Source organism: Pyrococcus woesei (genome assembly GCF_050496105.1).
Lineage (GTDB): Archaea > Methanobacteriota_B > Thermococci > Thermococcales > Thermococcaceae > Pyrococcus > Pyrococcus furiosus.
On sequence record NZ_CP179867.1, the window covers coordinates 1,478,656 to 1,500,461 of the forward strand.

The 21,806-nt window shown below is 39.7% G+C and carries 20 protein-coding genes and 1 CRISPR repeat array; of the genes, 5 read left to right on the forward strand and 15 right to left on the reverse strand.

What is annotated here, in order from left to right:
• Window positions 1-78: 78 nt before the first annotated feature.
• A complete protein-coding gene (locus ACMFNG_RS08200; RefSeq protein WP_011012251.1) occupies window positions 79-903 on the reverse strand; it encodes a hypothetical protein in 825 nt (274 codons plus the stop codon).
• Window positions 904-909: 6 nt separating this feature from the next.
• A complete protein-coding gene (locus tag ACMFNG_RS08205; RefSeq protein WP_223208968.1) occupies window positions 910-1,053 on the reverse strand; it encodes a hypothetical protein in 144 nt (47 codons plus the stop codon).
• 350 nt (window positions 1,054-1,403) lie between these two features.
• Here ACMFNG_RS08205 and ACMFNG_RS08210 point away from each other — a divergent pair, with 350 nt between their 5' ends.
• The 5 genes from ACMFNG_RS08210 (at window position 1,404) to cas2 (ending at window position 6,683) form a co-directional block, all read left to right on the forward strand.
• The gene (locus ACMFNG_RS08210; RefSeq protein WP_430515135.1) at window positions 1,404-2,006 is read left to right on the forward strand and encodes a DUF4443 domain-containing protein; all 603 of its coding nucleotides are present in this window, start codon (window positions 1,404-1,406) and stop codon (window positions 2,004-2,006) included.
• Window positions 2,003-2,638, forward strand: a complete 636-nt coding sequence (pyrF, locus tag ACMFNG_RS08215) for an orotidine-5'-phosphate decarboxylase (RefSeq protein WP_011012254.1) — start codon at window positions 2,003-2,005, stop codon at window positions 2,636-2,638. Before ACMFNG_RS08210 ends, pyrF begins: the two co-directional genes overlap by 4 nt.
• Complete coding sequence (locus tag ACMFNG_RS08220) at window positions 2,623-3,141, forward strand: RNA-binding protein (RefSeq protein ID WP_011012255.1); 519 nt, start codon at window positions 2,623-2,625, stop codon at window positions 3,139-3,141. The genes pyrF and ACMFNG_RS08220 overlap by 16 nt, the downstream gene beginning before the upstream one ends.
• Entirely contained in the window at window positions 3,120-3,566 is a 447-nt protein-coding gene (locus ACMFNG_RS08225; protein ID WP_011012256.1) for an adenylyltransferase/cytidyltransferase family protein, read from the forward strand. Before ACMFNG_RS08220 ends, ACMFNG_RS08225 begins: the two co-directional genes overlap by 22 nt.
• 8 nt (window positions 3,567-3,574) lie before the next feature.
• Window positions 3,575-5,945: direct repeats of the CRISPR family, unit length 30 nt; unit sequence CTTTCAATTCTTTTGTAGTCTTATTGGAAC.
• 480 nt (window positions 5,946-6,425) lie between these two features.
• On the forward strand, window positions 6,426-6,683 hold the full coding sequence (gene cas2, locus ACMFNG_RS08230) for a CRISPR-associated endonuclease Cas2 (protein WP_014835332.1): 258 nt from the start codon (window positions 6,426-6,428) through the stop codon (window positions 6,681-6,683).
• Here the strand turns inward: cas2 and cas1b are convergent.
• Genes cas1b through cmr1 form a run of 13 tightly spaced genes read right to left on the reverse strand, consistent with a single transcriptional unit; the run spans window position 6,680 to window position 21,751 of the window.
• The gene (cas1b, locus tag ACMFNG_RS08235; protein WP_011012258.1) at window positions 6,680-7,648 is read right to left on the reverse strand and encodes a type I-B CRISPR-associated endonuclease Cas1b; all 969 of its coding nucleotides are present in this window, start codon (window positions 7,646-7,648) and stop codon (window positions 6,680-6,682) included. The genes cas2 and cas1b overlap by 4 nt on opposite strands.
• A 4-nt stretch (window positions 7,649-7,652) precedes the next feature.
• The gene (cas4, locus tag ACMFNG_RS08240; protein WP_011012259.1) at window positions 7,653-8,162 is read right to left on the reverse strand and encodes a CRISPR-associated protein Cas4; all 510 of its coding nucleotides are present in this window, start codon (window positions 8,160-8,162) and stop codon (window positions 7,653-7,655) included.
• Window positions 8,162-10,336 (reverse strand): CRISPR-associated helicase/endonuclease Cas3, encoded by a 2,175-nt coding sequence (locus tag ACMFNG_RS08245; RefSeq protein WP_014835333.1) that lies wholly within the window; start codon window positions 10,334-10,336, stop codon window positions 8,162-8,164. The genes cas4 and ACMFNG_RS08245 overlap by 1 nt, the downstream gene beginning before the upstream one ends.
• Entirely contained in the window at window positions 10,333-10,962 is a 630-nt protein-coding gene (gene cas5b, locus ACMFNG_RS08250; protein ID WP_014835334.1) for a type I-B CRISPR-associated protein Cas5b, read from the reverse strand. Before cas5b ends, ACMFNG_RS08245 begins: the two co-directional genes overlap by 4 nt.
• Window positions 10,963-10,972: 10 nt before the next feature.
• A complete protein-coding gene (gene cas7i / locus ACMFNG_RS08255) occupies window positions 10,973-12,028 on the reverse strand; it encodes a type I-B CRISPR-associated protein Cas7/Cst2/DevR (protein WP_011012262.1) in 1,056 nt (351 codons plus the stop codon).
• Complete coding sequence (cas8a1, locus tag ACMFNG_RS08260) at window positions 12,025-13,362, reverse strand: type I-B CRISPR-associated protein Cas8b1/Cst1 (RefSeq protein ID WP_014835335.1); 1,338 nt, start codon at window positions 13,360-13,362, stop codon at window positions 12,025-12,027. The genes cas7i and cas8a1 overlap by 4 nt, the downstream gene beginning before the upstream one ends.
• Window positions 13,355-14,377, reverse strand: coding sequence for a type III-B CRISPR module RAMP protein Cmr6 (cmr6, locus tag ACMFNG_RS08265; protein ID WP_011012264.1), 1,023 nt, complete (start codon window positions 14,375-14,377; stop codon window positions 13,355-13,357). The genes cas8a1 and cmr6 overlap by 8 nt, the downstream gene beginning before the upstream one ends.
• A complete protein-coding gene (gene cmr5 / locus ACMFNG_RS08270; protein WP_011012265.1) occupies window positions 14,361-14,870 on the reverse strand; it encodes a type III-B CRISPR module-associated protein Cmr5 in 510 nt (169 codons plus the stop codon). Before cmr5 ends, cmr6 begins: the two co-directional genes overlap by 17 nt.
• Window positions 14,848-15,735, reverse strand: a complete 888-nt coding sequence (gene cmr4 / locus ACMFNG_RS08275; protein WP_011012266.1) for a type III-B CRISPR module RAMP protein Cmr4 — start codon at window positions 15,733-15,735, stop codon at window positions 14,848-14,850. The genes cmr5 and cmr4 overlap by 23 nt, the downstream gene beginning before the upstream one ends.
• Window positions 15,732-17,168, reverse strand: coding sequence for a CRISPR-associated CARF protein Csx1 (csx1, locus tag ACMFNG_RS08280; RefSeq protein WP_288073065.1), 1,437 nt, complete (start codon window positions 17,166-17,168; stop codon window positions 15,732-15,734). Before csx1 ends, cmr4 begins: the two co-directional genes overlap by 4 nt.
• On the reverse strand, window positions 17,165-18,133 hold the full coding sequence (gene cmr3 / locus ACMFNG_RS08285; protein ID WP_011012268.1) for a type III-B CRISPR module-associated protein Cmr3: 969 nt from the start codon (window positions 18,131-18,133) through the stop codon (window positions 17,165-17,167). The genes csx1 and cmr3 overlap by 4 nt, the downstream gene beginning before the upstream one ends.
• The gene (cas10, locus tag ACMFNG_RS08290; RefSeq protein WP_011012269.1) at window positions 18,130-20,745 is read right to left on the reverse strand and encodes a type III-B CRISPR-associated protein Cas10/Cmr2; all 2,616 of its coding nucleotides are present in this window, start codon (window positions 20,743-20,745) and stop codon (window positions 18,130-18,132) included. Before cas10 ends, cmr3 begins: the two co-directional genes overlap by 4 nt.
• The gene (gene cmr1, locus ACMFNG_RS08295) at window positions 20,738-21,751 is read right to left on the reverse strand and encodes a type III-B CRISPR module RAMP protein Cmr1 (protein WP_014835337.1); all 1,014 of its coding nucleotides are present in this window, start codon (window positions 21,749-21,751) and stop codon (window positions 20,738-20,740) included. The genes cas10 and cmr1 overlap by 8 nt, the downstream gene beginning before the upstream one ends.
• Window positions 21,752-21,806 lie beyond the last annotated feature (55 nt).

Here is a 21,806-nt window from a genome sequence, read left to right on the forward strand (position 1 = left end):
TACTCTATTAAAGATATCTCCCCTCTAGAAAAAACGATTTTAGAAAACATATGAATAAAATTAAAAACAAAACTGGAGCTATCTCTCTTTGTATGTGAATTTTCCATTGCAGTATTCTCCTCTTCCATTATAAAGCCCAAAGACAGCACACCCATCTCTGTTTATTCTTCCCCATCCGGGTATAATGTTACAGAGGCAGGATGGATCTTTTATGAAGAAGGTCTTTCTAAAGAGGACTTCAGTCTTGTTTAAGATTATAATTTCACCAGAATAGGGTGAGCCATCGGGTTGAGGCTTTTCAAATCCTATTAGTACGTAATTGCCATTAGAAGTTAGAAAGACGTTTCTAATGGGGACAACGTTACTACCCAAGTCAATAACCTTAACAGTTCCATTCTCTCCCAGGATGTAGAGGTAGTCATTTGGAGCTTTTGCCCTAAATTCTTGATATGCTCGAGGAGCAGTCTGATACACGATGATGTAGAGATAGGTATAGGAGTGAGTTGCTAGAACTTTTGGAACTGCAGTTCCGTTCTCTTTCCCGTAGCTGTCCTCATAAGCCCACAAATAACTTGGAAACTCCATCCTCCATAGAAGCTCCCCATCCTTGCTACAAGCCTTCAAAACGACAACTGGCACTTTAGCTGTGACGTTCTCAACTGTGATGTTTGTCTTGCCTTGGGAGTCAACGATAAACTTCACTAAAGGAACTTCCTTCGTATCGTTCACTTCCTGAAGAACAACTGAACCCCAGTCGAGAGTGAAAACACGAGAATCACTAGTTATAAGACACCCTTCTTTTTGTTGTGCAGGGGGTTGAGAATGATAAGCGGTGTAGAGAAAAGCTAAGGTTATCCCCACTATAAAAATAAAAACAGTTAAGGTAAAAATAAGATACCTCACCACCAATCACCTACCTCCTATATTGTTCCATGAATAATTACTTAAATATTCCATAAACTTCTTTATGTCGACTCCATTTTCTACTGCAAATTTGTAGAGTGCTTTAAATTTGAAATCCTCTACTTTCTTGACTTCTCCTTCTAACATCATAGTTTGATTATTAAGACTAGAAACTACAATAACTTTATTCTCCTTTATTGCCATTGAGAGAATATTGCCTGTTGCTAGTGCATTTGTATTTTTCCCTCATAAATTTGTCACAATTGAAATAAATTTTATTATTTATAAAATTTTCTCTCCACGTGGATATATTATATAAATCCCGTTTGAATGATTTAATATTAATAAACTTATTATCAAAATTAAAGTTTTAACTTAATTAAGTTTAGCGAGGCCATTTTACTTCCTCACAAAAATAATCACAAAAAAGTAACTCTCACTTAATGGTAAAGTATTCAACTAAGCCTAAAACTTATTTAGCTCCAAAGCAGAGAAAAGTTATGGTGGGCCAGGTGGTTAGGAGAAGGGGTGCTTACCCAGAGTACACTTTGGAGGATGCACTTGCCGTTTTGTTTCTGGCGAAGGAACCAATTGGAAGAAAACAGATATCCGAAATACTCGAGCTTGGAGAGGGAAGCGTAAGGACACTTTTGGGAAGATTAACAAAGAAGGATTTAATAAGATCAAAGCAGAGAGGACACTTTCTAACTACCTGGGGACATGAAGTCAAAAAGAAAATAGAAGAACTATTTTCGGAACCTATTGAGGTTACCGTTGACGGGTTCCCAGGAGTTGCGATTATAGTTAAAAATCCAGGGGGGTTTAAATCTCTTGAGCTTAGAGACGAGGCAATAAAGTTCGACGCAAAAGGGGCCATGATTTTAACCGTAAAGAACGGGGAAATAGTATTTCCAGAGGATTCAAGACCTCTAAAAGAGATGTATCCAGAGATTGTCAAGAGACTCTATGATTATGAAGAGGGGGACTTAATAGTGATTACTTGGGCAGATAAAATTGGAAGGGCGCTTAAAGCAGCCCTTCACGTTGCAGTCGTCTTAAAGGGAGACCAACTCCCCAGGGAAATATTGGAGGTGGCTGAATGATTGTACTAGCGTTGGACGTGTATGAGAGAGAAAAGGCCTTAAGCATAGCGGAAGATGTTAAAGATTACATTTCAATGATAAAGGTGAACTGGCCCCTGATAATTGGAAGTGGTCTTGGAGTTATTTCAGAGCTAAAGAAGAAAACAGGCCTCCCGATAATAGCGGATCTAAAGCTGGCAGACATCCCAAACACAAATAGGTTGATAGCAAAGAAAGTTTATGATGCTGGGGCGGATTATATAATACTCCATTCCTTTGTAGGGAGGGACAGCGTAAAGGCAGTGAAGGAGCTAGGAGAAATTATAATGATAGTTGAGATGAGCCATCCTGGGGCCTTAGAATTCATAAACCCACTCACCGACAAGTTCATAGACATGGCCAATGAAATAAAGCCTTTCGGCGTCATAGCGCCAGGAACCAGGCCAGAGAGAATTAGATACATTAGAGAGAGGCTGAGTAAAGACATAAAAGTGCTTACCCCAGGAATTGGAGCCCAAGGAGGATCGCCAGTGGAGGCGTTGAAAGCTGGAGCAGATTACATCATCATTGGAAGGGCCATATACAATGCTGAAAGGCCCAGGGAAGCCGCTAAGAAGATTTTCGAGGAGGTGAAAGAATGGAGCTCAAGATAAAGCACCCCCTAAGCAAGAAGGATGTTAAAGAGATAATCAACGTCCTCTCTCAGATGTTTGGAGAGGAAATTGCAAGCAAGATGCTCACAAAGAAAGATGAGGTTAAGGTTGCGGAGTTCGATAAGACCACTGAGATAATCTTGGTAAATGACAGGCCGATGTTCATAAAGAGAAAAGACCTAATTTTCCCCTTGGTAATAGCTCTTTACGAGCTCTCTGATAAGGAAGATCTTAGGAAGTGGCCCAAGAGAGTAGTTGTGGATGAGGGAGCTGTGCCTCATATCCTAAATGGTGCAGATGTTATGGCCCCTGGGATTGTCGATGCAGATGAGAACATAAAAGAGGGTGACTTCGTATTTGTAGTTGAGGAAAACTACGGAAGACCTCTAGCCATTGGAATAGCACTCATGAGTGGAAAAGCAATGAAAGAGAAGAACAGGGGAAAGGCAGTGAAAGTCATCCACCACGCGAGGGATAAGATATGGGAGATAACCGCAAGGTAAGGGTTGTGGTGGGAGGTGTTTTCGACATCCTCCACGTCGGCCATGTCCACTTTTTGAAGATGGCTAAGGAGTTGGGTGATGAGTTAATAGTTATTGTTGCCCATGATGAAACCGTGAAGAGGAGAAAAGGAAGACCTCCTATTAATCCAGCTGAAGACAGGGCAGAACTGCTCAAGAGTATTAGGTATGTGGATGATGTTGTGATTGGAGAACCGGGTGAAATAAGTATAGATTTGATAAAAAGGCTGAAGCCGGACGTAATAGCCTTGGGACCAGATCAAGATTTTAGTTGCGAGGAGTTAAAGAAGAGGCTCAGAAAAGAGGGAATAAATGCGGAGGTTATCAGGTTGCCCTACTTGTATAAGTCCGATAGGGCAAAGACAAGTAAGATAATTCAGAGAATAATCGAGACGTTTTGTGAATGAAGTCCAAACTTTCAATTCTTTTGTAGTCTTATTGGAACCGGAGGCTCTACCTAATCATCCTCTTGACACAACTCCTTTCAATTCTTTTGTAGTCTTATTGGAACGAAGAGAGGTTAGAATAACAGCTATTAGCGTTTCACACTTTCAATTCTTTTGTAGTCTTATTGGAACTTTGGAGATAGAGTTGCAGTAGAAATGATAAGGAACTTTCAATTCTTTTGTAGTCTTATTGGAACCACGGCCTACCTCGCTGAGATCCGGGTAGATGACAGCCTTTCAATTCTTTTGTAGTCTTATTGGAACAGGAGAATAAGGTACTTCGACGGCCACACGTCTTATGTCTTTCAATTCTTTTGTAGTCTTATTGGAACCAGGAAGTTGTTTGCCAACGGCATAGTAGAGCCCACCCCCCGTCATCGCCCGCAAAAAGCTTTCAATTCTTTTGTAGTCTTATTGGAACCTGACTTTAGAGACTTATACAATAACAACAACATATCTAAAGTCCCTTTCAATTCTTTTGTAGTCTTATTGGAACGCTACAACCCTCCCCTCGTAGTAGTACTTCCCATCGTCTTTCAATTCTTTTGTAGTCTTATTGGAACCCTTATATGGGTGTTGTGAAGCAGGATAGAACTCTTGACTTTCAATTCTTTTGTAGTCTTATTGGAACGTCCCCGTAGTCCCTTAGAACTTTGTAGCCCTTCTTCCTTTCAATTCTTTTGTAGTCTTATTGGAACCTTCCAGCATTCTCTGCCTTCACGTAAACTTCTGTACCCTCTTTCAATTCTTTTGTAGTCTTATTGGAACGCCAATTAAGTTCCTCCAGACAGATGAAGCCAGCAAACTTTCAATTCTTTTGTAGTCTTATTGGAACCGAGGAAGGCTCCCTCTAAACCAGCCAAGGAGGTTAACTTTCAATTCTTTTGTAGTCTTATTGGAACTGGCCACCCACTCCAATGCGCCTTTCACTTTTTGGCCAACTTTCAATTCTTTTGTAGTCTTATTGGAACCTTGTGGAACGTTAAAGTTGCTCCAGTTGAGTTCAAACTTTCAATTCTTTTGTAGTCTTATTGGAACCCCGAGCGAGAGCTCGGGGTGATCATCATTGGAAACTCCTTTCAATTCTTTTGTAGTCTTATTGGAACTAAGTGATTGGCTAAATCCTCATAGAATCCCAACTCCCTTTCAATTCTTTTGTAGTCTTATTGGAACTATCAAAAGGTTAAGGCTTCTGTAAAAGAACTTACTTTCAATTCTTTTGTAGTCTTATTGGAACTTGGGTAAGATGGAGGGTAGAAGATACAGAAGATTAGCTTTCAATTCTTTTGTAGTCTTATTGGAACAGAAGTAACAAGGAGGTGGGAGATGGAAGAAATGAAACTTTCAATTCTTTTGTAGTCTTATTGGAACCTTGAACTTAAGCCACTCTATTGCGTATGGGTAGAGCTCCTTTCAATTCTTTTGTAGTCTTATTGGAACTCTCCACTTGCTCCAGTGGAAACACACCTTTACGTTTGCCAAGTTCCAGCTTTCAATTCTTTTGTAGTCTTATTGGAACTGTAGGAATATCTATAAGATTAAATGTCAGAGCTTCAGCGATCGAAGTTCTTTCAATTCTTTTGTAGTCTTATTGGAACAGTGGCAGAGAACAGAAATTTTGTCAAAAACGGAAAACTTTCAATTCTTTTGTAGTCTTATTGGAACTTGTGGACGAGATTGACGTAAATGTTGAAGAAATAACCTTTCAATTCTTTTGTAGTCTTATTGGAACTTGCCAGTGGATATCATTAAGGTTCTGAGGGAGGCAGTCACTTTCAATTCTTTTGTAGTCTTATTGGAACGAGTTCGTAGGATAATAACAAGGAACGAAAAGTTTAACTTTCAATTCTTTTGTAGTCTTATTGGAACCAATATTTTTTCAATGTCTGTCATTGTCCCACCTCCTCTTTCAATTCTTTTGTAGTCTTATTGGAACTGTTTTCACTAATCGAAGACTTCGTAAGAGATAACGACTTTCAATTCTTTTGTAGTCTTATTGGAACGGTGAACTGTGCCTACTTACTTCAAGACTCTTGAGCTCTTTCAATTCTTTTGTAGTCTTATTGGAACTGAAAGTAGAAGAAGTTAAGCCTGGCCAAGCCAGCCTCTCTTTCAATTCTTTTGTAGTCTTATTGGAACATGACATGAGAATCGAGCCCGACAAGAAGAGCCTCGCTTTCAATTCTTTTGTAGTCTTATTGGAACTTCTTTGCCGCGTAACTCAGCAACAGGCCAAGAAGGCCTTTCAATTCTTTTGTAGTCTTATTGGAACCTGGGTGAAGGTTATTTGGTTTGGAAGAGTTGGAAAGTCTTTCAATTCTTTTGTAGTCTTATTGGAACAGGGGGCTTTTTTGCCCCAATCCTCCTACGGAGTAACTACATCACTCGAATTTATAAGCCTTACGGGGCATCAACCTTACCCCAGAACCCCCCATTTATAAACAAACCAACTCCCCCTGGGACTTTAAATCAAAAAACTCCCACGAACACCCTGGGAATAAAACACTGCTTTCACACCCTATCCAAGGAGAAGACTTAACTAGATTAACTGGGCGAATTCTTAGCTCTTCACAAGAATTCAACAGAATCCCTCAAACTCTTTCCAAAAATCTCCTCTTAAAATATTATTCGATAGTTTTCGAAAAACTTTCGTAACAAGTAAATAGTAAAACTATAACACAAGGAAAATACTAACTTTGAGTTACTAAATCAAACCCTAATCCCTCAAAAACCTTTATTTTCAATTTTCTAACTTTTTCATAGATATTTTTGGGAAAAAAGTTAAATTAGCGTGTATCGAAAAATTTTTGGGTGTTTCACATGTACATTGTAGTTGTCTACGATGTGGGAGTTGAGAGAGTAAACAAAGTGAAGAAGTTCCTTAGAATGCATCTTAATTGGGTTCAAAACAGTGTCTTTGAGGGCGAAGTTACACTTGCGGAGTTCGAGAGAATAAAAGAGGGGCTCAAGAAGATTATAGATGAAAATAGTGATTCTGTAATAATTTATAAACTTCGCTCCATGCCACCAAGAGAAACTTTAGGAATCGAAAAGAATCCAATAGAGGAAATAATTTAAAACCACGCGACAAGGGGGCTGTACTCCTCAACCCCCACTAAATGTTTTATTATCTTATAAGCTTCAAGCCGTATTAATCTCCGCCTCGTAACTCCCTTTCCAAGCTTTGGATGCTTAACTGTTTTCTCGAGTTCTTGGTTGTAAGCTTTAGTTACAATCTTCATGCCTTCATCTGTAAGGAGAACACCGTTTAAATCTTCTCTAAAGTGATCCTTCTTAATGATGCCTTTTTTAACGAGTCTATTTGCTATTCTATCGGCAATTATTGGCTTAAATATTTCGCTTAAGTCCAAAGCTAGAGAAAATCTCCTTTCACTAGGCTCGTGCAAATAGCTAATTGTGGGGGCAAGTTGAGTGTTGTAGATCTCACTTATCATAGTCGCATAGAGTCTCGAGTTTAGAAAGCTTATCAACGCATTCATTTCGTTTTTAGGTGGTCTTCTTGTTCTCTTACCAATTCTAAATTCCCCAGGTAGTGATTCATCCCACCTAGCGTAATATTCCTGCCTAATTCTTCCCTCAACATTCATAATTTCAGTTACTTTCTTAGCCCCTTGAAGTTCCTTTAGATGGTTACTAAAGTCTGAACTAATGCCCCAATTTTTCAAGTTCTTCTCCATGTTCTTGGCTCCTCCAACCACAAAGGATTTTGCGAGAAAAAGTCTTTTGTTCTTATCTAAATAGTGCTCAGCCTGTTTTATGATTAAATCTCCAGAGAGAAGGGTTTCCCTAGGGTAAAAAGTTCCGTCATAGTAGCCATAGTGGTTGAAGAAGTGAATAAGTATTCCCTTTTGAGCTATGTAATGTAGGGCCTGGGAAGTTATGTTCACGTGTCCGTATATATAAATATCATATATTCCCTCTATTGCCAGGGGCTTTCTCCCATTCACATTTTCAAAGTACAATGTATTTTCCCTTCTCAACAGCGTTCCGTCAGAAAAAATTGTTAAAGACTTTTTTCTCATTTCTCTACCCCCAACAAAGTTCCTTATACGCACATTTTCTACAAATCTTACTCTTCCTGGGCTTGGGAGGCTTAGAAGAGGATTTTATTACCTCGACTTCCACTATAGCTTCCTCAACCTCTCTTTCTCTCCCCTCCAGTGTAACTTCCCTTTTCTCGTTCAGCTTTGGATAATGGAGTATTGCCTTTGCTTTTATACCGTGCTTCTTAAGGTAATAGAGATAGTAGAGAGCCTGCATCTCATGAGCTCTCTCCATTCTCTTTCCAAGCTTTACTTCATGAACCTCAATAACATCTCCCCTGCTGATAAAATCAATTCTTATTGGGCCTATTAGAACTTCTTTTTCTTCATTTTCGTACCTCTGCTCATGAAGAAACTTGCCCAAGTCTACCCACTCGCTCTCTTGCTCCATAGTTATCCCATGTGTAAAAAACCATAGCTTAGTTGGACAAACATAGAGATAGTTGATCTCAATTCCCCTAACAAACAGCTCCTCTAAGGCGTACTCTTCCATTAGAGAATATCCCCCTCACGGGGTTTTCTTAATAAACCCATTTCGGGTGAATAATCTAATTCAGCAACAAGTAAATATCTCCCAGGCCCTCTATCTGAGAGTCTATGAAAGTTTTCCTGCTCAGAAAAGAATAGCCAATATGGAATAGGGACCAGATACTTGTGAACTTCCATGTAATATCCCTTCTTTAGGAGTTCATCTGCCTTATGCTGATAAGCTCCTGGAATTGCTTCAAGTCCACCAAATAGTTCGTAGAATGCGGTTTCTCCCTTTATATAACTATCCATAGGTCTTATATCCTTAAACAGATTTAGAGCATCTTCTTTGTACTCAAGGACTTTACTGACTATTTTCTTCTCTTCTTTCTCGTATGCTTCAGTTATCAATGATGGAATTAAGGACTCTTTAAGCTCCTTCCCATCTAAATCTCTAAGTATCTTTACGGTCTCCTCAACAACTTCGTAGGGTTTGTACACTTTCTTATCATCCTCACTCCCCTTCGTCAACACATAAACATCTCTAGGATTCCCAAATCCTCTTCTGTTTACCCTTCCAAACCTTTGAATTAGAGCGTCAAGTGGGGCCGGTTCTGTAATGATGCTTCCAAAGTCTATGTCGAGAGAAACCTCTATCACTTGAGTAGCAACTACGAAGTCATAATTATTTAGAGAGCTCATTAGCCTTTTTTCTTTCTCTTCTCTATCACCGTATGTAAATCTCCCATGGATTAGCATGACGTTTGCTCCGCTCTCTTTGAGTCTTGAATACACATCTATGGCAGTGTTAACGGTGTTACAAGCAATCAATGTAGGCCTTGGCCCAGAAAATTCCTCCGAGTCTAGACTCTGTATATCTCCTTCAATTATGTTCACCCTATGTCTCGTGAATTTATCGGCCTCTTCTGGAGGTGTTTTGAGCTCTTTAGGATTTAAGACCGATTTTATTAGCTCTTCCAAAAATTTTGGAAAAGTAGCCGTCATTACGAGAACTTTCACGTTTTTATCCTTTAGCAGTTCTAGCATAGCTAGTATAATTCCCAGGATGTTGGGCTCATATGCGTGAATCTCGTCAAAAATTAATAGAGAGTTCATTAGCTCCACTAATGTTATTTCAAAGAATCCAACTCCAAAAAATGCCTTCATTATTTGGAAAGGTGTTGTGATCTTCAGTGGGGAGTAGATCTTTCCATAGAGAGATTGCAACCTTTTGTGTTCCAATGAAGATGAATAAAGATAAATCCCTGATGAGCTGTGGAGAAGGCCAACTAATCCTGGGTCTTTAAACATCTCCAACAACCTTCTATGCATGGCATTTATGCTGGCCTTATAGGGAAGAATGTAGAATATTCTGCTTGATATCCCCTTCTTAACTTTGTGAGCATTTTTATTTGCCCATAGAAGGGCCGCTTCAGTCTTTCCATAACCTGTTGGAGCATAAAGAATTGCGTTCCCCTCTGTTGTAGAGGATAAAAGTTGGAGAGGTCTCCACTTTCCCCTTGGGATTTTCATCTCTACAAGTTCCTCTATGTCTGGAAGGAATCTTATTGTGGTTTCTCCTGCAGAGGCTAGATGGTCACAAGCATTTAATAGGCCCTTTAAAACTGTCATATAATCCTTAAACTCATTTACTTTATCCTCGTACCAATCCAATAACTCCTCAAACCGAAAGTTTCTTATCTTCTCCTCCCAATTCTTTGGCAATACAAAGAAATCCTTCCTTTCTCCAAACACGTATATTTCCCAAAGAGGAACTCTTGAGAAGTACAGTTCGATGTACTCTCTATTTTCAAGTAGCTCTTCAACTTTTTCTTCATATGCTTCCCTGTACCCTTCAATCGGAATGTAATTCTTTACCTCGCTTATCGGTCTATGGTGGGTTAGAATAGACAAGCCTATCAACATTTTGTGCTCGTCCTTGAAGTCCAAAAATTGAATAAATGGGGTGGAGAGAATCTCATGCCTATATCCCCACTTTTTTGGGTTCTTTTGGAAACCTAAAGCACACTTTCCCAGGTCGTGGAGAACAATTGCGTAAAATGCCAGCGTCCAGACTTCTGGGAATATACCCTCCAACCAGGGGAAAGCTACTTTCATGCTTTTGAGAACATTTATTATGTCCATGACGTGACACTCTAGGAAGTCATGTGGAAGAAATTTTGCAAAGCACGGTTTCATGGCCTCCACCTATGCAGATAAACTCCTATGTCTAAATCAGGATCATATAAGGCCTTTGCCGTTTGTCTTTTCCTTTCTCCCATATTTCTAGGGAAGGGAAGAATTACAAAGGGTTTAATTAGTCTTGGCTTCCTGGGAATCGTTGAATAGTCATACTCAACAACCAGTGCGTGAACTATCCCAGGTATGCCCAGGTCTATTGGCACAACTGTCCCTCCTATTGGAGCTTTTTTCTCCTCAAGCTCCACTTTCTTAATTTCCTCCACGGTTGCTAGATCGCTTGATCTTCCCAGGAGAAGCTGGTATCTAGGCTTTCTGAAATACCTCTCCCACTCATCTGGAAGGTAGAGGTTGAGTTCCGCATTATAAAGAACTTCTCTTGCAATAACATCTGTTTCTTCCTTAGAGAGGGAATATATCCTCTCTAAGTCAACTCCCCTACCTTCACTTTTGAAAACATAGCCAACGTAAGGGAGTTCAGAGAGATATACAGGCTCGCCCTTTGCAGCGGAAAGTATTCCCTGAATAGTGGAGGGAGGGGGAACTGGAAGGGTAGGTTGATTTCCAGCTTGAAAGGTGGGATAACGAAATGAAGCCGTCCAGGACTTCAGTTTTACCCTTATCATTGCCTCACCTTTACAAATAATACTTCCCAGCTTCTTCCGCAAAACTCTCAATAACCTCTCCAACTTTTCCTTCCATTACTTCAATGCTAACAGCAGACTTCAATGCCTCTATGTCCAGTCCTAGCTCTTTTACAAATCCCTTGTCGTATCCTAGAAACAGCTCAGAATCTATTATCTCCGAGAAGTCTTCCAACCTTGTAGCTAACGCTTCAGCATCTAAAATTATTTCTCCTTTTTCTTCCCTGACAATTCCACTAATGAATGGGTTTATGCCACCGTTGACAATTATCCCCAGGAAGAACTTTGGAGTAACGTCAGTGTGATATTGAGTCTGTTTTGCCCCTCCAGTCAAGTAGCGAAGGGCCTTTATAGTTTCTACTGCTCTCTTTTTTCTAACCTCTTTAGGCATTATCCACTCCTCTTCCTTAATCTCCACTCCAATCTCCCTAGCCAACTTTTCTAATTCTTCAATTTCTTTAACTATCTCTCCGGCCTTTCCCTTCTTTGGAATGTCGCTTCTTGTAAGTAGGTTCTTATATCCAGCCTTGTTCTTAGTTGTAAATCTACCCACCAAATCCAAGTCAAGTGAAAATGCTCCCTTGAGAACTGTTGAATAAAATTCTTGGCTGTAGGGAACGGGATCCCCCTCATGCCTAGAGGCGTAGCCTTCATCTATTGTTAGAGAGCTCCTGTCAGGAAGTACTGAAATTAGAGGCGTGTTTTTTAGTGGAGAAACCCTCGTAACAGTGACATTTACGTTGTTTTTCTTATAAGCCCTCATATATCCAAAAACATCATCATCTGGGTATTTAATTGGATTTGCCGCTGTAAACACTTGTTTCTCTTCCCTAAACAGCGGAGAGAGTTCCCACTTGAAATACTCTTTAAGTGTGGTTCTCCACCAGTATCTCCATGCCTGTGGAGAGACATATACGTATCTGTTTCCTCCCCTTCTGAGGGTTTTTACTCTCGTAACGTTTCTGTCGGGCAGATTTTCGTCAATCCCCAACATGTTCAGGGCAGAGTGGGGGGCGTCAATCAAGACAAAACCTGCAGCAAACTTCATTCTTCCACCTCCTCTCCAGCTCCATAAAATTCAGCTTCTTCAGAAGCTTCAATCTTAGCAAGTCTGTCGTGGAGCTTTTCATAAATCCTAAAAAGCAAAAGGTTCCGGACAGTTCTCCAAGAAATTTCCAAATCTTCTCCATAAATTGTTAGTACTCTTGCAAACTCATCAAACGTCAATAGTGGATCTTTAAGGCCCAACCTCTGGCGAAGTTTTTCTAAGTTTACAAAAAATGCCTCAAACTGATAGAGCTTTTCTGCCCTTTCGAGCTCTCTAACCCTTGCAGACAGCTTATTGTCTGGGAGCTCTTTTAGAGTTTCAACTATCCTATCCCCTACCTCTTTAATAAATTCGAGGGCCTTTTCATCCAATCCTAACACCTCCGTACAATAAAAGGAGAGAAGATCCCAGCTAGCATTTGTTCTCCTTTTAGCAACATTAATGAAGTAGGGTAGAATGCTTTCGCCATTCAAAAGCTTCAGATAGACCTCGTTTGGACTGCTTTTCTCATCACTACCTTTTTTCCATCCCATGGCCACTATTCTCTTCCATCCACTTAAATCATGCCTAGCCGCGTGAGCCACAAATCTAGTCACAGAAGAAGGAACGTGAATTATCATCATTTTCGGTCTTTCTCTGTTTGGATTTGTGAAGTAGTAAAGGGTAATTGATGCATTTTCCCAAAGTTCCTCTCTTTCTGTTTTAATGGTAACCTCAGTGAGAAGGGTAAACAAGAAATTTTCGGGCCTTTGGTACCCTCTCCCAGAGGAAACTAACTTGGTAAGACGAACATCTTTTAACGCTTCTCTGTGAAGTTCCAACATCAGCTCTGGGGGATATGTGTGGATGAGAAGTAATCTACGAAGGCGGTAGAGAATTAGTGGTAAGAATTGTACAAGGAACAAACAATGAGAGCAGATGTTCGCACCCTCTTTTCCTGAGGGGAAATAGTTTGGAACTCCTCCACTCCCAATGAGAGGGAATTCAGAGCGATAAACGGGCTTGCTACGTGAGTGTCTCCTCCCACAGATTTCACAAATTGGTGCATTGGGGTCTTCCTTTTCATTAAGTAGGCTTTCTAAGTTTTTTGCTATATTTTCAGGAGTTCTTTTCTTTGCCATGCTTGGGTTAGCCATTAAAAGACCACTATTTGGAAAGAGGAGGGCGTGGAGATAACTTGAACTCCAATCTTTTCTGGCGTATAGTTCAGATGCAAATTTTATGGCTTTTTCAATGTCTTCCTGGGTTAACTCTTCCGGTCTAGTTTTTTCGGAATATAAAAGAAGAGCTGCTAAGCCCCCGTCAACAAAGGGGTGTCCCGTCCAGCTAAACATATTCAACAAGCCTCCCATAGCCAAGAGAAGTTTTTGCACCAACACCAAGGTCTCTAAGGGCCAACTTAACGAGGCTAAAGGCCTTTTCTGTAAGTTCTCTATCTCTGCCACCAACGGCAACTAGGAAGGGGACATCCTTTGGTACTGTGAGGAAGAATATTGGGATGGGATCATACCAGTCCCCAGGAGGTGGGACATTTTTCTCTCCACTTTGATAATACGGCCCATAGTGAGGATTCATTATGTCTAACTCCAAGATCGGCTTATCTGCTATCTCTTCAGCTATGGGTATTGCATCAAAGAATACAACTTCTCCTTCTTTTTTCTGGGTTCCGAAGATTCTTATGAGTTCATCTATAATCTCTGGAACCTTTTTCTCTCCAAATATTCTGAGAAATTCTTTACAAAGCCTACTACACCTTTCCGGTACCTTAGCATTGGAAAGAATTTCTTTAGGATCACCTTTCATAAATGCATCCTGAACAGTCTTTGCCCTCTTATAGAAATCATTTCCTTCATTGATAAATTCTGCTAGAACGTAGTAAGTTAAGTGCCTAGTAACTCCCTTAATTGCGGACCCAGGAATGTAAGGCACTCCATAGTTTCTAAGAAGCCTTATGCTTGTCTCATAAACGCTTTCATCACCAAGCCCAACTACGAGCCTTGATTGAGTCTTAAACTTTCCAGTAATGGCGTGTAATGAGTTAAGCATGTCAGTGTAATCCTGGTAGTATTTCTTGTACAATTCATATGCTTTTTGAGGAAGTTTTACCTTAGTTTCAATTGGCAACGACTTTTCTATTGTCTCTTTTATTTTGTTAAACTGAAGAACCCCTTGATTTAAGACCAAGAGGGATATCTTTCTCTGTGATCCTGAGGGTGAAGCAAGTTTCTTGTTCCTATCTTCCAGTACCTCTGGATAGATTATGGTTGGAGGATATTTGTTGAAGTATAGTGAGAGGTTAAGGGAGTTCTGTCTCTCCCCCAGGAGAACCAATTTAACTACTTCCTTCATTCTCTTTCCCCTCTTCCTTGAGCATTGCAACAGCGAATCTCCTCATCCAGTTCAGGAGCGCTATTGCTTCTTTTGTTGCCCACAGAACTTTTGAATAATCCTGGGATAATAGAGTTTTCACATCGATGTTTCTGTCTACATTTTCCCTCAACCAGTAGACTATGTGAAGGTACAGGAGAAGGTGCTCGTCTTTGTCATTCCCAAGCTTTTCGATGAACCTAGGTGGGTATTCATTGACTCTACTCAAGATCTGATTAGCTTTTTCTGGTGAAGTCTCGGCCTTTGCAAGTAAAAATGCAAGCGTCTGAAGGAGACCATTGGACAATATCATGACTGGGGCTTTCTTAACTAGGGAGGCATACTTTTCCTCAAGTTGCTTGTCATTAAGATCTGCCACTTCTTTTATCACATAGTAAGCATACTCGCCCCTCCGCTGTTCTAGAGTTTTTCTTATGCTTTTCTTGTTATCTTTACTTAGCATGTGTACCTCCATTGTTGGTCACCTCTTTAAGAGTAACTTTGACGAAGCCCTTCCCAACGGTTTCATTACCTCCAATCTGGAGATATTTGCCGTTAATCTTTCCTAGAACTTCTTTGATTAGGGCCATATCATTATCCTTTGCCCTGGGAGTTACAAGTATTAGTGAGTAGAACAATGTGTCCGAAGGAATATACTCCTCATACCACAGTCCTCCAGTTTCTACAGTTCCTGTCTCAGCATTAATTCTTATCCTAGCTACTATTTCTGTCGACAGCTCCACTAAATCTCTAAACACGTCATCTGGGATTATGGCAATTCTACCCTTTATTTTCTCTGCCATTTCATTTCCAAAGGCTTGTTCAATAGCTTTAACTACACTTTCCAAAATTCCTTTGTCATCCTTTTGAATGAGAATTGCAAATTCTTCAAGAATCACCTTGTTATCAACTGTAATTTCTTCACTTGCAATTGCGGTATCTGTTAACTCGGGAATTTCTGTCTGAAAATTCTTAACCCCAGCTAGCTCTAAGTCTCTTTTGAACCTGTTAAGAACTAGTGGAGAAGTTACGTATGCGTAAACACCTTTTAGACTTCTAACAGGGAAGAATAGTATCTTTGCATCTCCGACACTTATTAGCCCAGCCTGCTCATGAGCTTTTTCTGTCGGTGGGCCAAATATTTTGTTTATCTTCTCCTCATCAACCTTTTCTACCAATTTAAGGTAGCTCCTTAATACACCCTTGAGACTCTGGCCCCAAATTACTGGAAATCCTGTGTGTCTTTCTCTCTGAATTGGTTGGTCTACCACTCCAAGCTCAGTTCCACTTCCCGGGTGGGTTGGAGTTAAGGTATATAACCCAACTAAATATGCCTTCATTCTTTTTCACCCCTATATAAAAGGGCTTCATAAGCGAGATTTGCAGCTTTTTCTTTATCCTTATAGAAAAAGTACAGCCTATCACTTAGTCTATCATATTTCACATAGACAATGTTATACTCAAATCCAGAATGTGCTATAAAGTTACGAACAACATTTGGAGATTCTATTGTCTCTATTCTTTCTCCACTCGGAGAAAATATTCTTGTAAGCTTTGCAGCTTCGGCTAAAGATATTGTCTTCCCTTTTTTAAGAGCTTCGGCCTCTTTCCTTTTATCCTTCTTATCCTTGATAATCTCTAAAAGACCCTTCTTTATTTTCTGTTCTCCATTTTCATACCATAATCTTCCATATACTAAATTTCTTAGCCACTCTACTTGCCTCTCTAAAATAATTCCAATCCTGGGAAGAGACTCGAATATCTTTGATATCTCCATTATTTCTTCAATAGGAACTTCTTTTTTTGGATAGTTTTGGAATTTTGTATTGAACACTCTTAAAGCATAGTAGAGCTTAGAAGCATTCTTAAAGCTCCTGTCAAGAGCTTTCTCTCTTTTAACATAAGGTTTTCCATCTTCTCTCTCCCCAACCTCAATTCCCACCAGGAATTCCTCAAGCTTTTTGTTAAGGTAATCTTCTACGTCCCGAATATTTGGATAAAAGCTGGCAAAGACTAACGGGAAGCCATTGGCTACAGAGCTTATAAATGCATTCCAGTAAAGCTTTCCTTCTACTGGAGAATACTGTGGTCTAGGACGAACTACTCCCTCTCCAATTTCCCTAATATGGAGAATTGTGTTCTCCCTTATTTCTTGTGAAACCCCCAGGGGATAAGGTTCTGAATTAACTATCTCAAACTTTACATTGTACAAGTAGGCCAACAATCCAAGCAAGTTTCTTAGGGCTCTGTAAGTAAAGGTGGGCATGAAATTTATCCCATGAGTTAGGTCTAAGTAAACCTCTAAATTGTTCTGAACTGGCAACCATTCGGCCAACTTGTATGTGGCATAATAATAGAAGTCAAGCATTTCTCCCTCTACTGTAATGTTGCCAAAGACTCCAACGCCGGGAAGAACTTCAATTGTAATTCTTTCATCTTTTAACATATTCTCAATTTTCTTAGCAAGCTCAGGATCTTCCTCACGGAGTTCTTCAATGACCTCCTCTTTTATGTGCCATAGTATCCTTTCTTTTGTATCTTCCACAACTTCCGAATAAGACGAAAACGATTTTTCTTCTATTTCTGGCTTATTTTTTCCTGAATCATAGTAGTTGGCCATTGTATCAGCCACAAGGATTAGAATCCTCTCTGGCTCAAGAGTCTTGACTAGAATTGGCAAGGTATTTCTGCTTTTAACTTTGATTCCTCTGTATTCATATGTTATTGGTTCCCACTGGAAGGGATTACCCCATGTAGTTACCAAAACTCTCATTCCCATATCCCTCCTAAAGCAAGCCCATAGCCAAGTTTCTTTAACTTACCAAGCTTAATGTAGGGGGGAACTTCTACTTCCTCCTTAAACTCTACAAAGAGAACTGAACCAGGAGGTATCGCAAATTTAGTACCTTTTGGCTTCTTTTCATGCATATCCCACCCAGAAATTGCTGTAGGTCTAGAGGAAACAAGAAGATAATCATCAATTTTTGCATTCAATCTTTTCTCAAGTTCTTGTACTATTTCTCCAACTTTCCCTATTGTGGGAGTTGAGAAATAGAAGAGGGCTTTCTTTGTTGATCCTAATTCTCTATTAAATATATCGGGTGTTTTGTCGTCCACTTCCACAAAAGCAACTCTACTTTCTCCTCCTAACGTTAAGAACTCATATGATGACAAAATATCTTTGATTCCGCATCCTGGGTCTTCTATCCAAGCGTAAATTTTCTCAATTCTTAGGAATTCAACAGTATATAGCATTCCCTCTTCAACTACTTTCTTCTCTCTAGAAAGCTTAATGCCAATCCTTTTTTCCTTTTCAATCCTTATTACTTTATTTTCTTCTACTTCTTTTAATTCTCCCTTCAAATACTTTTCCAATATGCTTTCAGTTACATAGCCACTCTTGTACTTTCCTTTTGGAGGAAGAATTAACTTCCCTAAAAATCTACCTGGGTTGACAACTTTGTAGAATTTCTCGCTTTTTATGATATTGAAGGGAAGGGGGTAAATTCTGCCTTTCTCTGTTCCAATTGCAATCCCAACTAACGTAAATTCGGGTTCCTCCTCACCCACTCCAACACAATTCTTGAGGCCTTTGTAGAATAAAAGAGTCCTTATAGCGCCAGCGACTGTTTGGGGAAGAGGAATAATTGATCTTGCCACACTTTCACTTCCTGCATCAAAAGGCCTACTTTCTCTAAATAAGAGGACATCATAAGGAGTAAAAGTAACCTCAATCATGGAAACACCTCCGCGTCCGTGATTATTTTTAGAAATGTGAATAAGCCTCTAACTTTTTCAACTTCATTGTTCCCTCTTACATGCTCAAGAAGATCCTTTATTTCTCCATAGATCTTTTCTCTGAGCTCTTTAGTTTCTTCTTTGTTCCTTCCCCTGATATGTCTAATCACCTCAAACTTAAGCATCTCGTCTATTCCAACTTTTGGCCAAGTATCAACTTCTCTGAGCACATGATAAATGAACCTCTTTCCCACTCCACCTTTCTCTTCCAATAGCTTTTTCCTCAGCTCTGAGTTGTAGAAGACCCTAATTAATTCCCATCCCACTAGGGAGATATAGTAGGAACCACTCCTCTTAAGTAGGCCTATAGCTAGTGTATCTTTTCCTGGAACGTTTTTTGCTTTATTATTGAGAAGATCTCTTGCCTTTTCTAGGGCGTCATACAATGGATGCTTATAATGGACTATCAAAATTCCAGCACTCAACTTCCAACCTGGGAGAAGAGAACCATTTTCAAAGCTCTTGCCAAATTCTTTCCTTATCTTATATGCAACTTCTAAAGCTTTGTCGACTGGCAAAATTGCTAGGACATCATCCCCTCCAGCGTATATTAGCAATCCCTCGTCTTTAACTACGGATCTAACTTCCCTTATCGAAAAGTTAGCCAATGCTTGGCTTATAGCCACGTGAACCTGCGGGGTGGAGTAATATTTTGCTTCTGGAATTTCAACGTAATCCCTAATATTTGGATGAATTCTAGTTGATATTTCTCCAAGCACCTCTCCTGAAATAACTTTCCCCATATCGTCGCCATCCATAACTAGAATAGCATAGTACTTTGGTGGATTACCGATTTCTTTATAAGCCGCATTTAAGAAGTCAACAACTTCCTTAACTTTTTCCTCATCAATCTCTTTCTTATTTTTGAGCTTTTTAGAAAGTCCAGATTCCCAGGTTGAAGAATAGTATAGATCCGAATCTACTAGCATATTGTCCTTTACGAAGTCTTCACTAACTTCCCTAGCCTTTGAGACTAGGTCTTTTCCATACTTCTCGTCAAATATCTTCCTCCAGTTCTTGTACAGAAGTGCAACATCTACCACCGACTCAAACCTTATTTTCTGTCCAGTTTTACTCCTAATCCACACTGGATAATACCTTTTTATCAAACACATGGGACATAATGGTTCCTCATCAAGCCACAAACTCTTAAGATTATCGTGATCGTACATGTCTCCAAAAATTGCAAGATTCTCACCACAAACGTGGCACTTCCATCCTTTGAGTTGTTCGCTTTTTTCGAACCTTTCTTCTGTAACTTTTCTCTCTCCCAGGCTATCCAATATCTTTACCAAAAGTGGGTATATTGCAATCCTCTCGAGAACTCTACTATTTTCTTTCTTTTCTGCAAACTTTAGCCACTTCTTAACATCTTCATCCGAGAGACCCGCGTTCTCTGTTACTTGATAGATATCCTCCTTTTCGGAAAGAGATACCCAGGTTATCGAGACGGTGAAGTACTCCCTCACAATTTTAAGATATGCTTCCTTGAGCATGCTATCCTTTTCACTTCTATCCACTTTTACTACTCCATTTTCAACTGCCCAATCAACAGCTTCTCTGTACAGTTGGAGTAGGAAATCCCTAATTCTTTTCTTGATTTCTTCTTCAATCTTTTCAGCCTCCTTTCCTGAGACTATTGCAAGCGCTTTGTTAGGCAAGTTTGCAACTAAGATTTCATCACCTATGTTTTCCCCCAGGTAGAACTTCAAGAAGAAGGGTTGATCCCTTAGAGATGGATAGATTACATGTTCTGGCCCGAACTTGTCCACTATCACCTCTAAAGCTTTATACATAAGCATTGAAAGGAGATGACTGGAGGCCCAGAGATCTAACTGCTTTCTTGAATTGGCAATAAAAGGTTGAACTGGAACTATTTTGATCCTGAGCAAAGTGGGATCCTTAACGGATAATGCGGAAGTTAAGTCTAAATGGGTCCAAATTGCATGATCTGGAAATCTTGTATCAGCTGGGAGGTTAACAAATTCCTCTGCAAACTTTTCTGCTTCTTCCTCTTTAAGTTTTAACTCTGACTTGGCAAATTCCTTGACTCCTTCTTTGAGTTTTACGGGATAAAACTGCCAGATGTAGGCCCACTGTTTACTCTCTTCTCCTTTAAATTTGTTACTAGCATCTTCAAAGACCTCTTTGAGAACATCGCCTTCAAGCTTTGAAACCCTTTCCAAAAACTCGTTAACAAATCTTTCCCCTCTATTACTCCTGCCAAGGTCTATGTACTTTTCAAGTGTTTCATACCTCTTAATTTCTGTGGATATGGGGTGTATAAAAACAGGATATCCAACATGGAAGTACTTTCCTGAAGATCTACCCAAAAAATCTATTACTGGCTCTTTATTTTCCTTTGTTCGAATTATAAATCTCTGAGTCTTAGAAGAAAGTGCATCTGCTTGTTTAACTTTGTCCGTTCTCGAGTACTGGATATTGCCAGAACTTAATATCTTTTTTGACCTTTCCTCATGATTTTCAATTTTTAGAGCCTTGTCTGGTGGATCATGAAGGTATACAAAAAGTTTCTCTTTGATGTTAACCACTCCAACCACCCCACACCTTAGTCACAGGAAGTCTAGAGGATATAAACCAATCAAAATTTGAAAGAACGTTCCAATCAACTATATGTTTGCTTCTTACTTCTGGATGAAATGTAGATTGGAAGAACTTGATTATCCTTCCATATGGCTTTCCGCCTATCTCTACAACGCCAAACCAAAGGGGAGAAGCTCTCCTTAGGTCTTTCCTCACGCCTCTAAGCTTAAATCGAGGCAATCCAAATATTATCCTTTGATACTTCTTAATTCTCCTCCTTAGGTATTCCTTGTAAGAGTTGTTGAACTGAGCTAATACCTCCCAAGTATTCTTCCCTGGCCCAAATACTTCAACGTCTGAAAACTTTAAAGTAGCGTAAGAAGGGAGGGACTTATTAGTTTCGCTATTTTTTACTCCTAAAATTTCGCCTGTGACATCTAACACCCTTTTCAAAGAATCTTTAAATTCATCTATAGAATTGAATTCTGTTGTGAGTCCCAAATCCTCCAGAACTTCGCTACTTGCCCTAACGATTTTCATTGAACCTGTTCCCCGTCTACTTCTAAATCCAACACTACCTAAGCTCACAAGAGCCCAGAGAGATAAAGTTGCCAGCTTAATAACCCTTTCGCTAGGTGATTCTAGAACTACTCTAAATCTGCTCCCAGGAGGATAATAGTGAGTTATAGTCCCTCTTTTTCCGAGCAGATTTATTGAAAACCAGATGTACCCAACATTTTTATCCTTAAACTCTTTAAGGTTTAATCTTTTTGGAGAACTAAGCGGTGTAACAGAAATTTTTACTCTGCTTCTTTCCTTTGTGCTCCCAAAAACTTGGTTTTCTATTTCTTTAAGTTTTTGAGCATCGTCTCCAAAATATGAGCCAGCCAAAGCTCTGAACCACCATCTCATTGCTCCCTTTATTGAAGGACTTCTCACTTCTGGTATTCTCTGGTCAGCACCTCTAATAAATGCTGGAGTTATGAACTCAATTTCAAATTCTTCAATAAACATGCTACCTCACCGAGCCAAATAAAGTGTATCTACAAAAGTTTTTAAAAATTTCTAT

Excerpts from the sequence above, each read along its gene's own strand:
- pyrF (WP_011012254.1), top strand. The coding sequence starts at position 2,003 with ATGATTGTACTAGCGTTGGACGTGTATGAGAGAGAAAAGGCCTTAAGC.
- cas7i (WP_011012262.1), bottom strand. The coding sequence starts at position 12,028 with ATGAAGTTTGCTGCAGGTTTTGTCTTGATTGACGCCCCCCACTCTGCC.
- cmr6 (WP_011012264.1), bottom strand. The coding sequence starts at position 14,377 with ATGAAGGAAGTAGTTAAATTGGTTCTCCTGGGGGAGAGACAGAACTCC.
- csx1 (WP_288073065.1), bottom strand. The coding sequence starts at position 17,168 with ATGAGAGTTTTGGTAACTACATGGGGTAATCCCTTCCAGTGGGAACCA.
- cas5b (WP_014835334.1), bottom strand. The coding sequence starts at position 10,962 with ATGATAAGGGTAAAACTGAAGTCCTGGACGGCTTCATTTCGTTATCCC.
- ACMFNG_RS08245 (WP_014835333.1), bottom strand. The coding sequence starts at position 10,336 with ATGAAACCGTGCTTTGCAAAATTTCTTCCACATGACTTCCTAGAGTGT.
- cmr3 (WP_011012268.1), bottom strand. The coding sequence starts at position 18,133 with ATGATTGAGGTTACTTTTACTCCTTATGATGTCCTCTTATTTAGAGAA.
- ACMFNG_RS08205 (WP_223208968.1), bottom strand. The coding sequence starts at position 1,053 with ATGATGTTAGAAGGAGAAGTCAAGAAAGTAGAGGATTTCAAATTTAAA.
- ACMFNG_RS08225 (WP_011012256.1), top strand. The coding sequence starts at position 3,120 with ATGGGAGATAACCGCAAGGTAAGGGTTGTGGTGGGAGGTGTTTTCGAC.
- cmr1 (WP_014835337.1), bottom strand. The coding sequence starts at position 21,751 with ATGTTTATTGAAGAATTTGAAATTGAGTTCATAACTCCAGCATTTATT.
- cas2 (WP_014835332.1), top strand. The coding sequence starts at position 6,426 with ATGTACATTGTAGTTGTCTACGATGTGGGAGTTGAGAGAGTAAACAAA.
- cas8a1 (WP_014835335.1), bottom strand. The coding sequence starts at position 13,362 with ATGTTTAGCTGGACGGGACACCCCTTTGTTGACGGGGGCTTAGCAGCT.
- cmr4 (WP_011012266.1), bottom strand. The coding sequence starts at position 15,735 with ATGAAGGCATATTTAGTTGGGTTATATACCTTAACTCCAACCCACCCG.
- ACMFNG_RS08220 (WP_011012255.1), top strand. The coding sequence starts at position 2,623 with ATGGAGCTCAAGATAAAGCACCCCCTAAGCAAGAAGGATGTTAAAGAG.
- cas4 (WP_011012259.1), bottom strand. The coding sequence starts at position 8,162 with ATGGAAGAGTACGCCTTAGAGGAGCTGTTTGTTAGGGGAATTGAGATC.
- ACMFNG_RS08210 (WP_430515135.1), top strand. The coding sequence starts at position 1,404 with ATGGTGGGCCAGGTGGTTAGGAGAAGGGGTGCTTACCCAGAGTACACT.
- cmr5 (WP_011012265.1), bottom strand. The coding sequence starts at position 14,870 with ATGGAGGTACACATGCTAAGTAAAGATAACAAGAAAAGCATAAGAAAA.
- cas1b (WP_011012258.1), bottom strand. The coding sequence starts at position 7,648 with ATGAGAAAAAAGTCTTTAACAATTTTTTCTGACGGAACGCTGTTGAGA.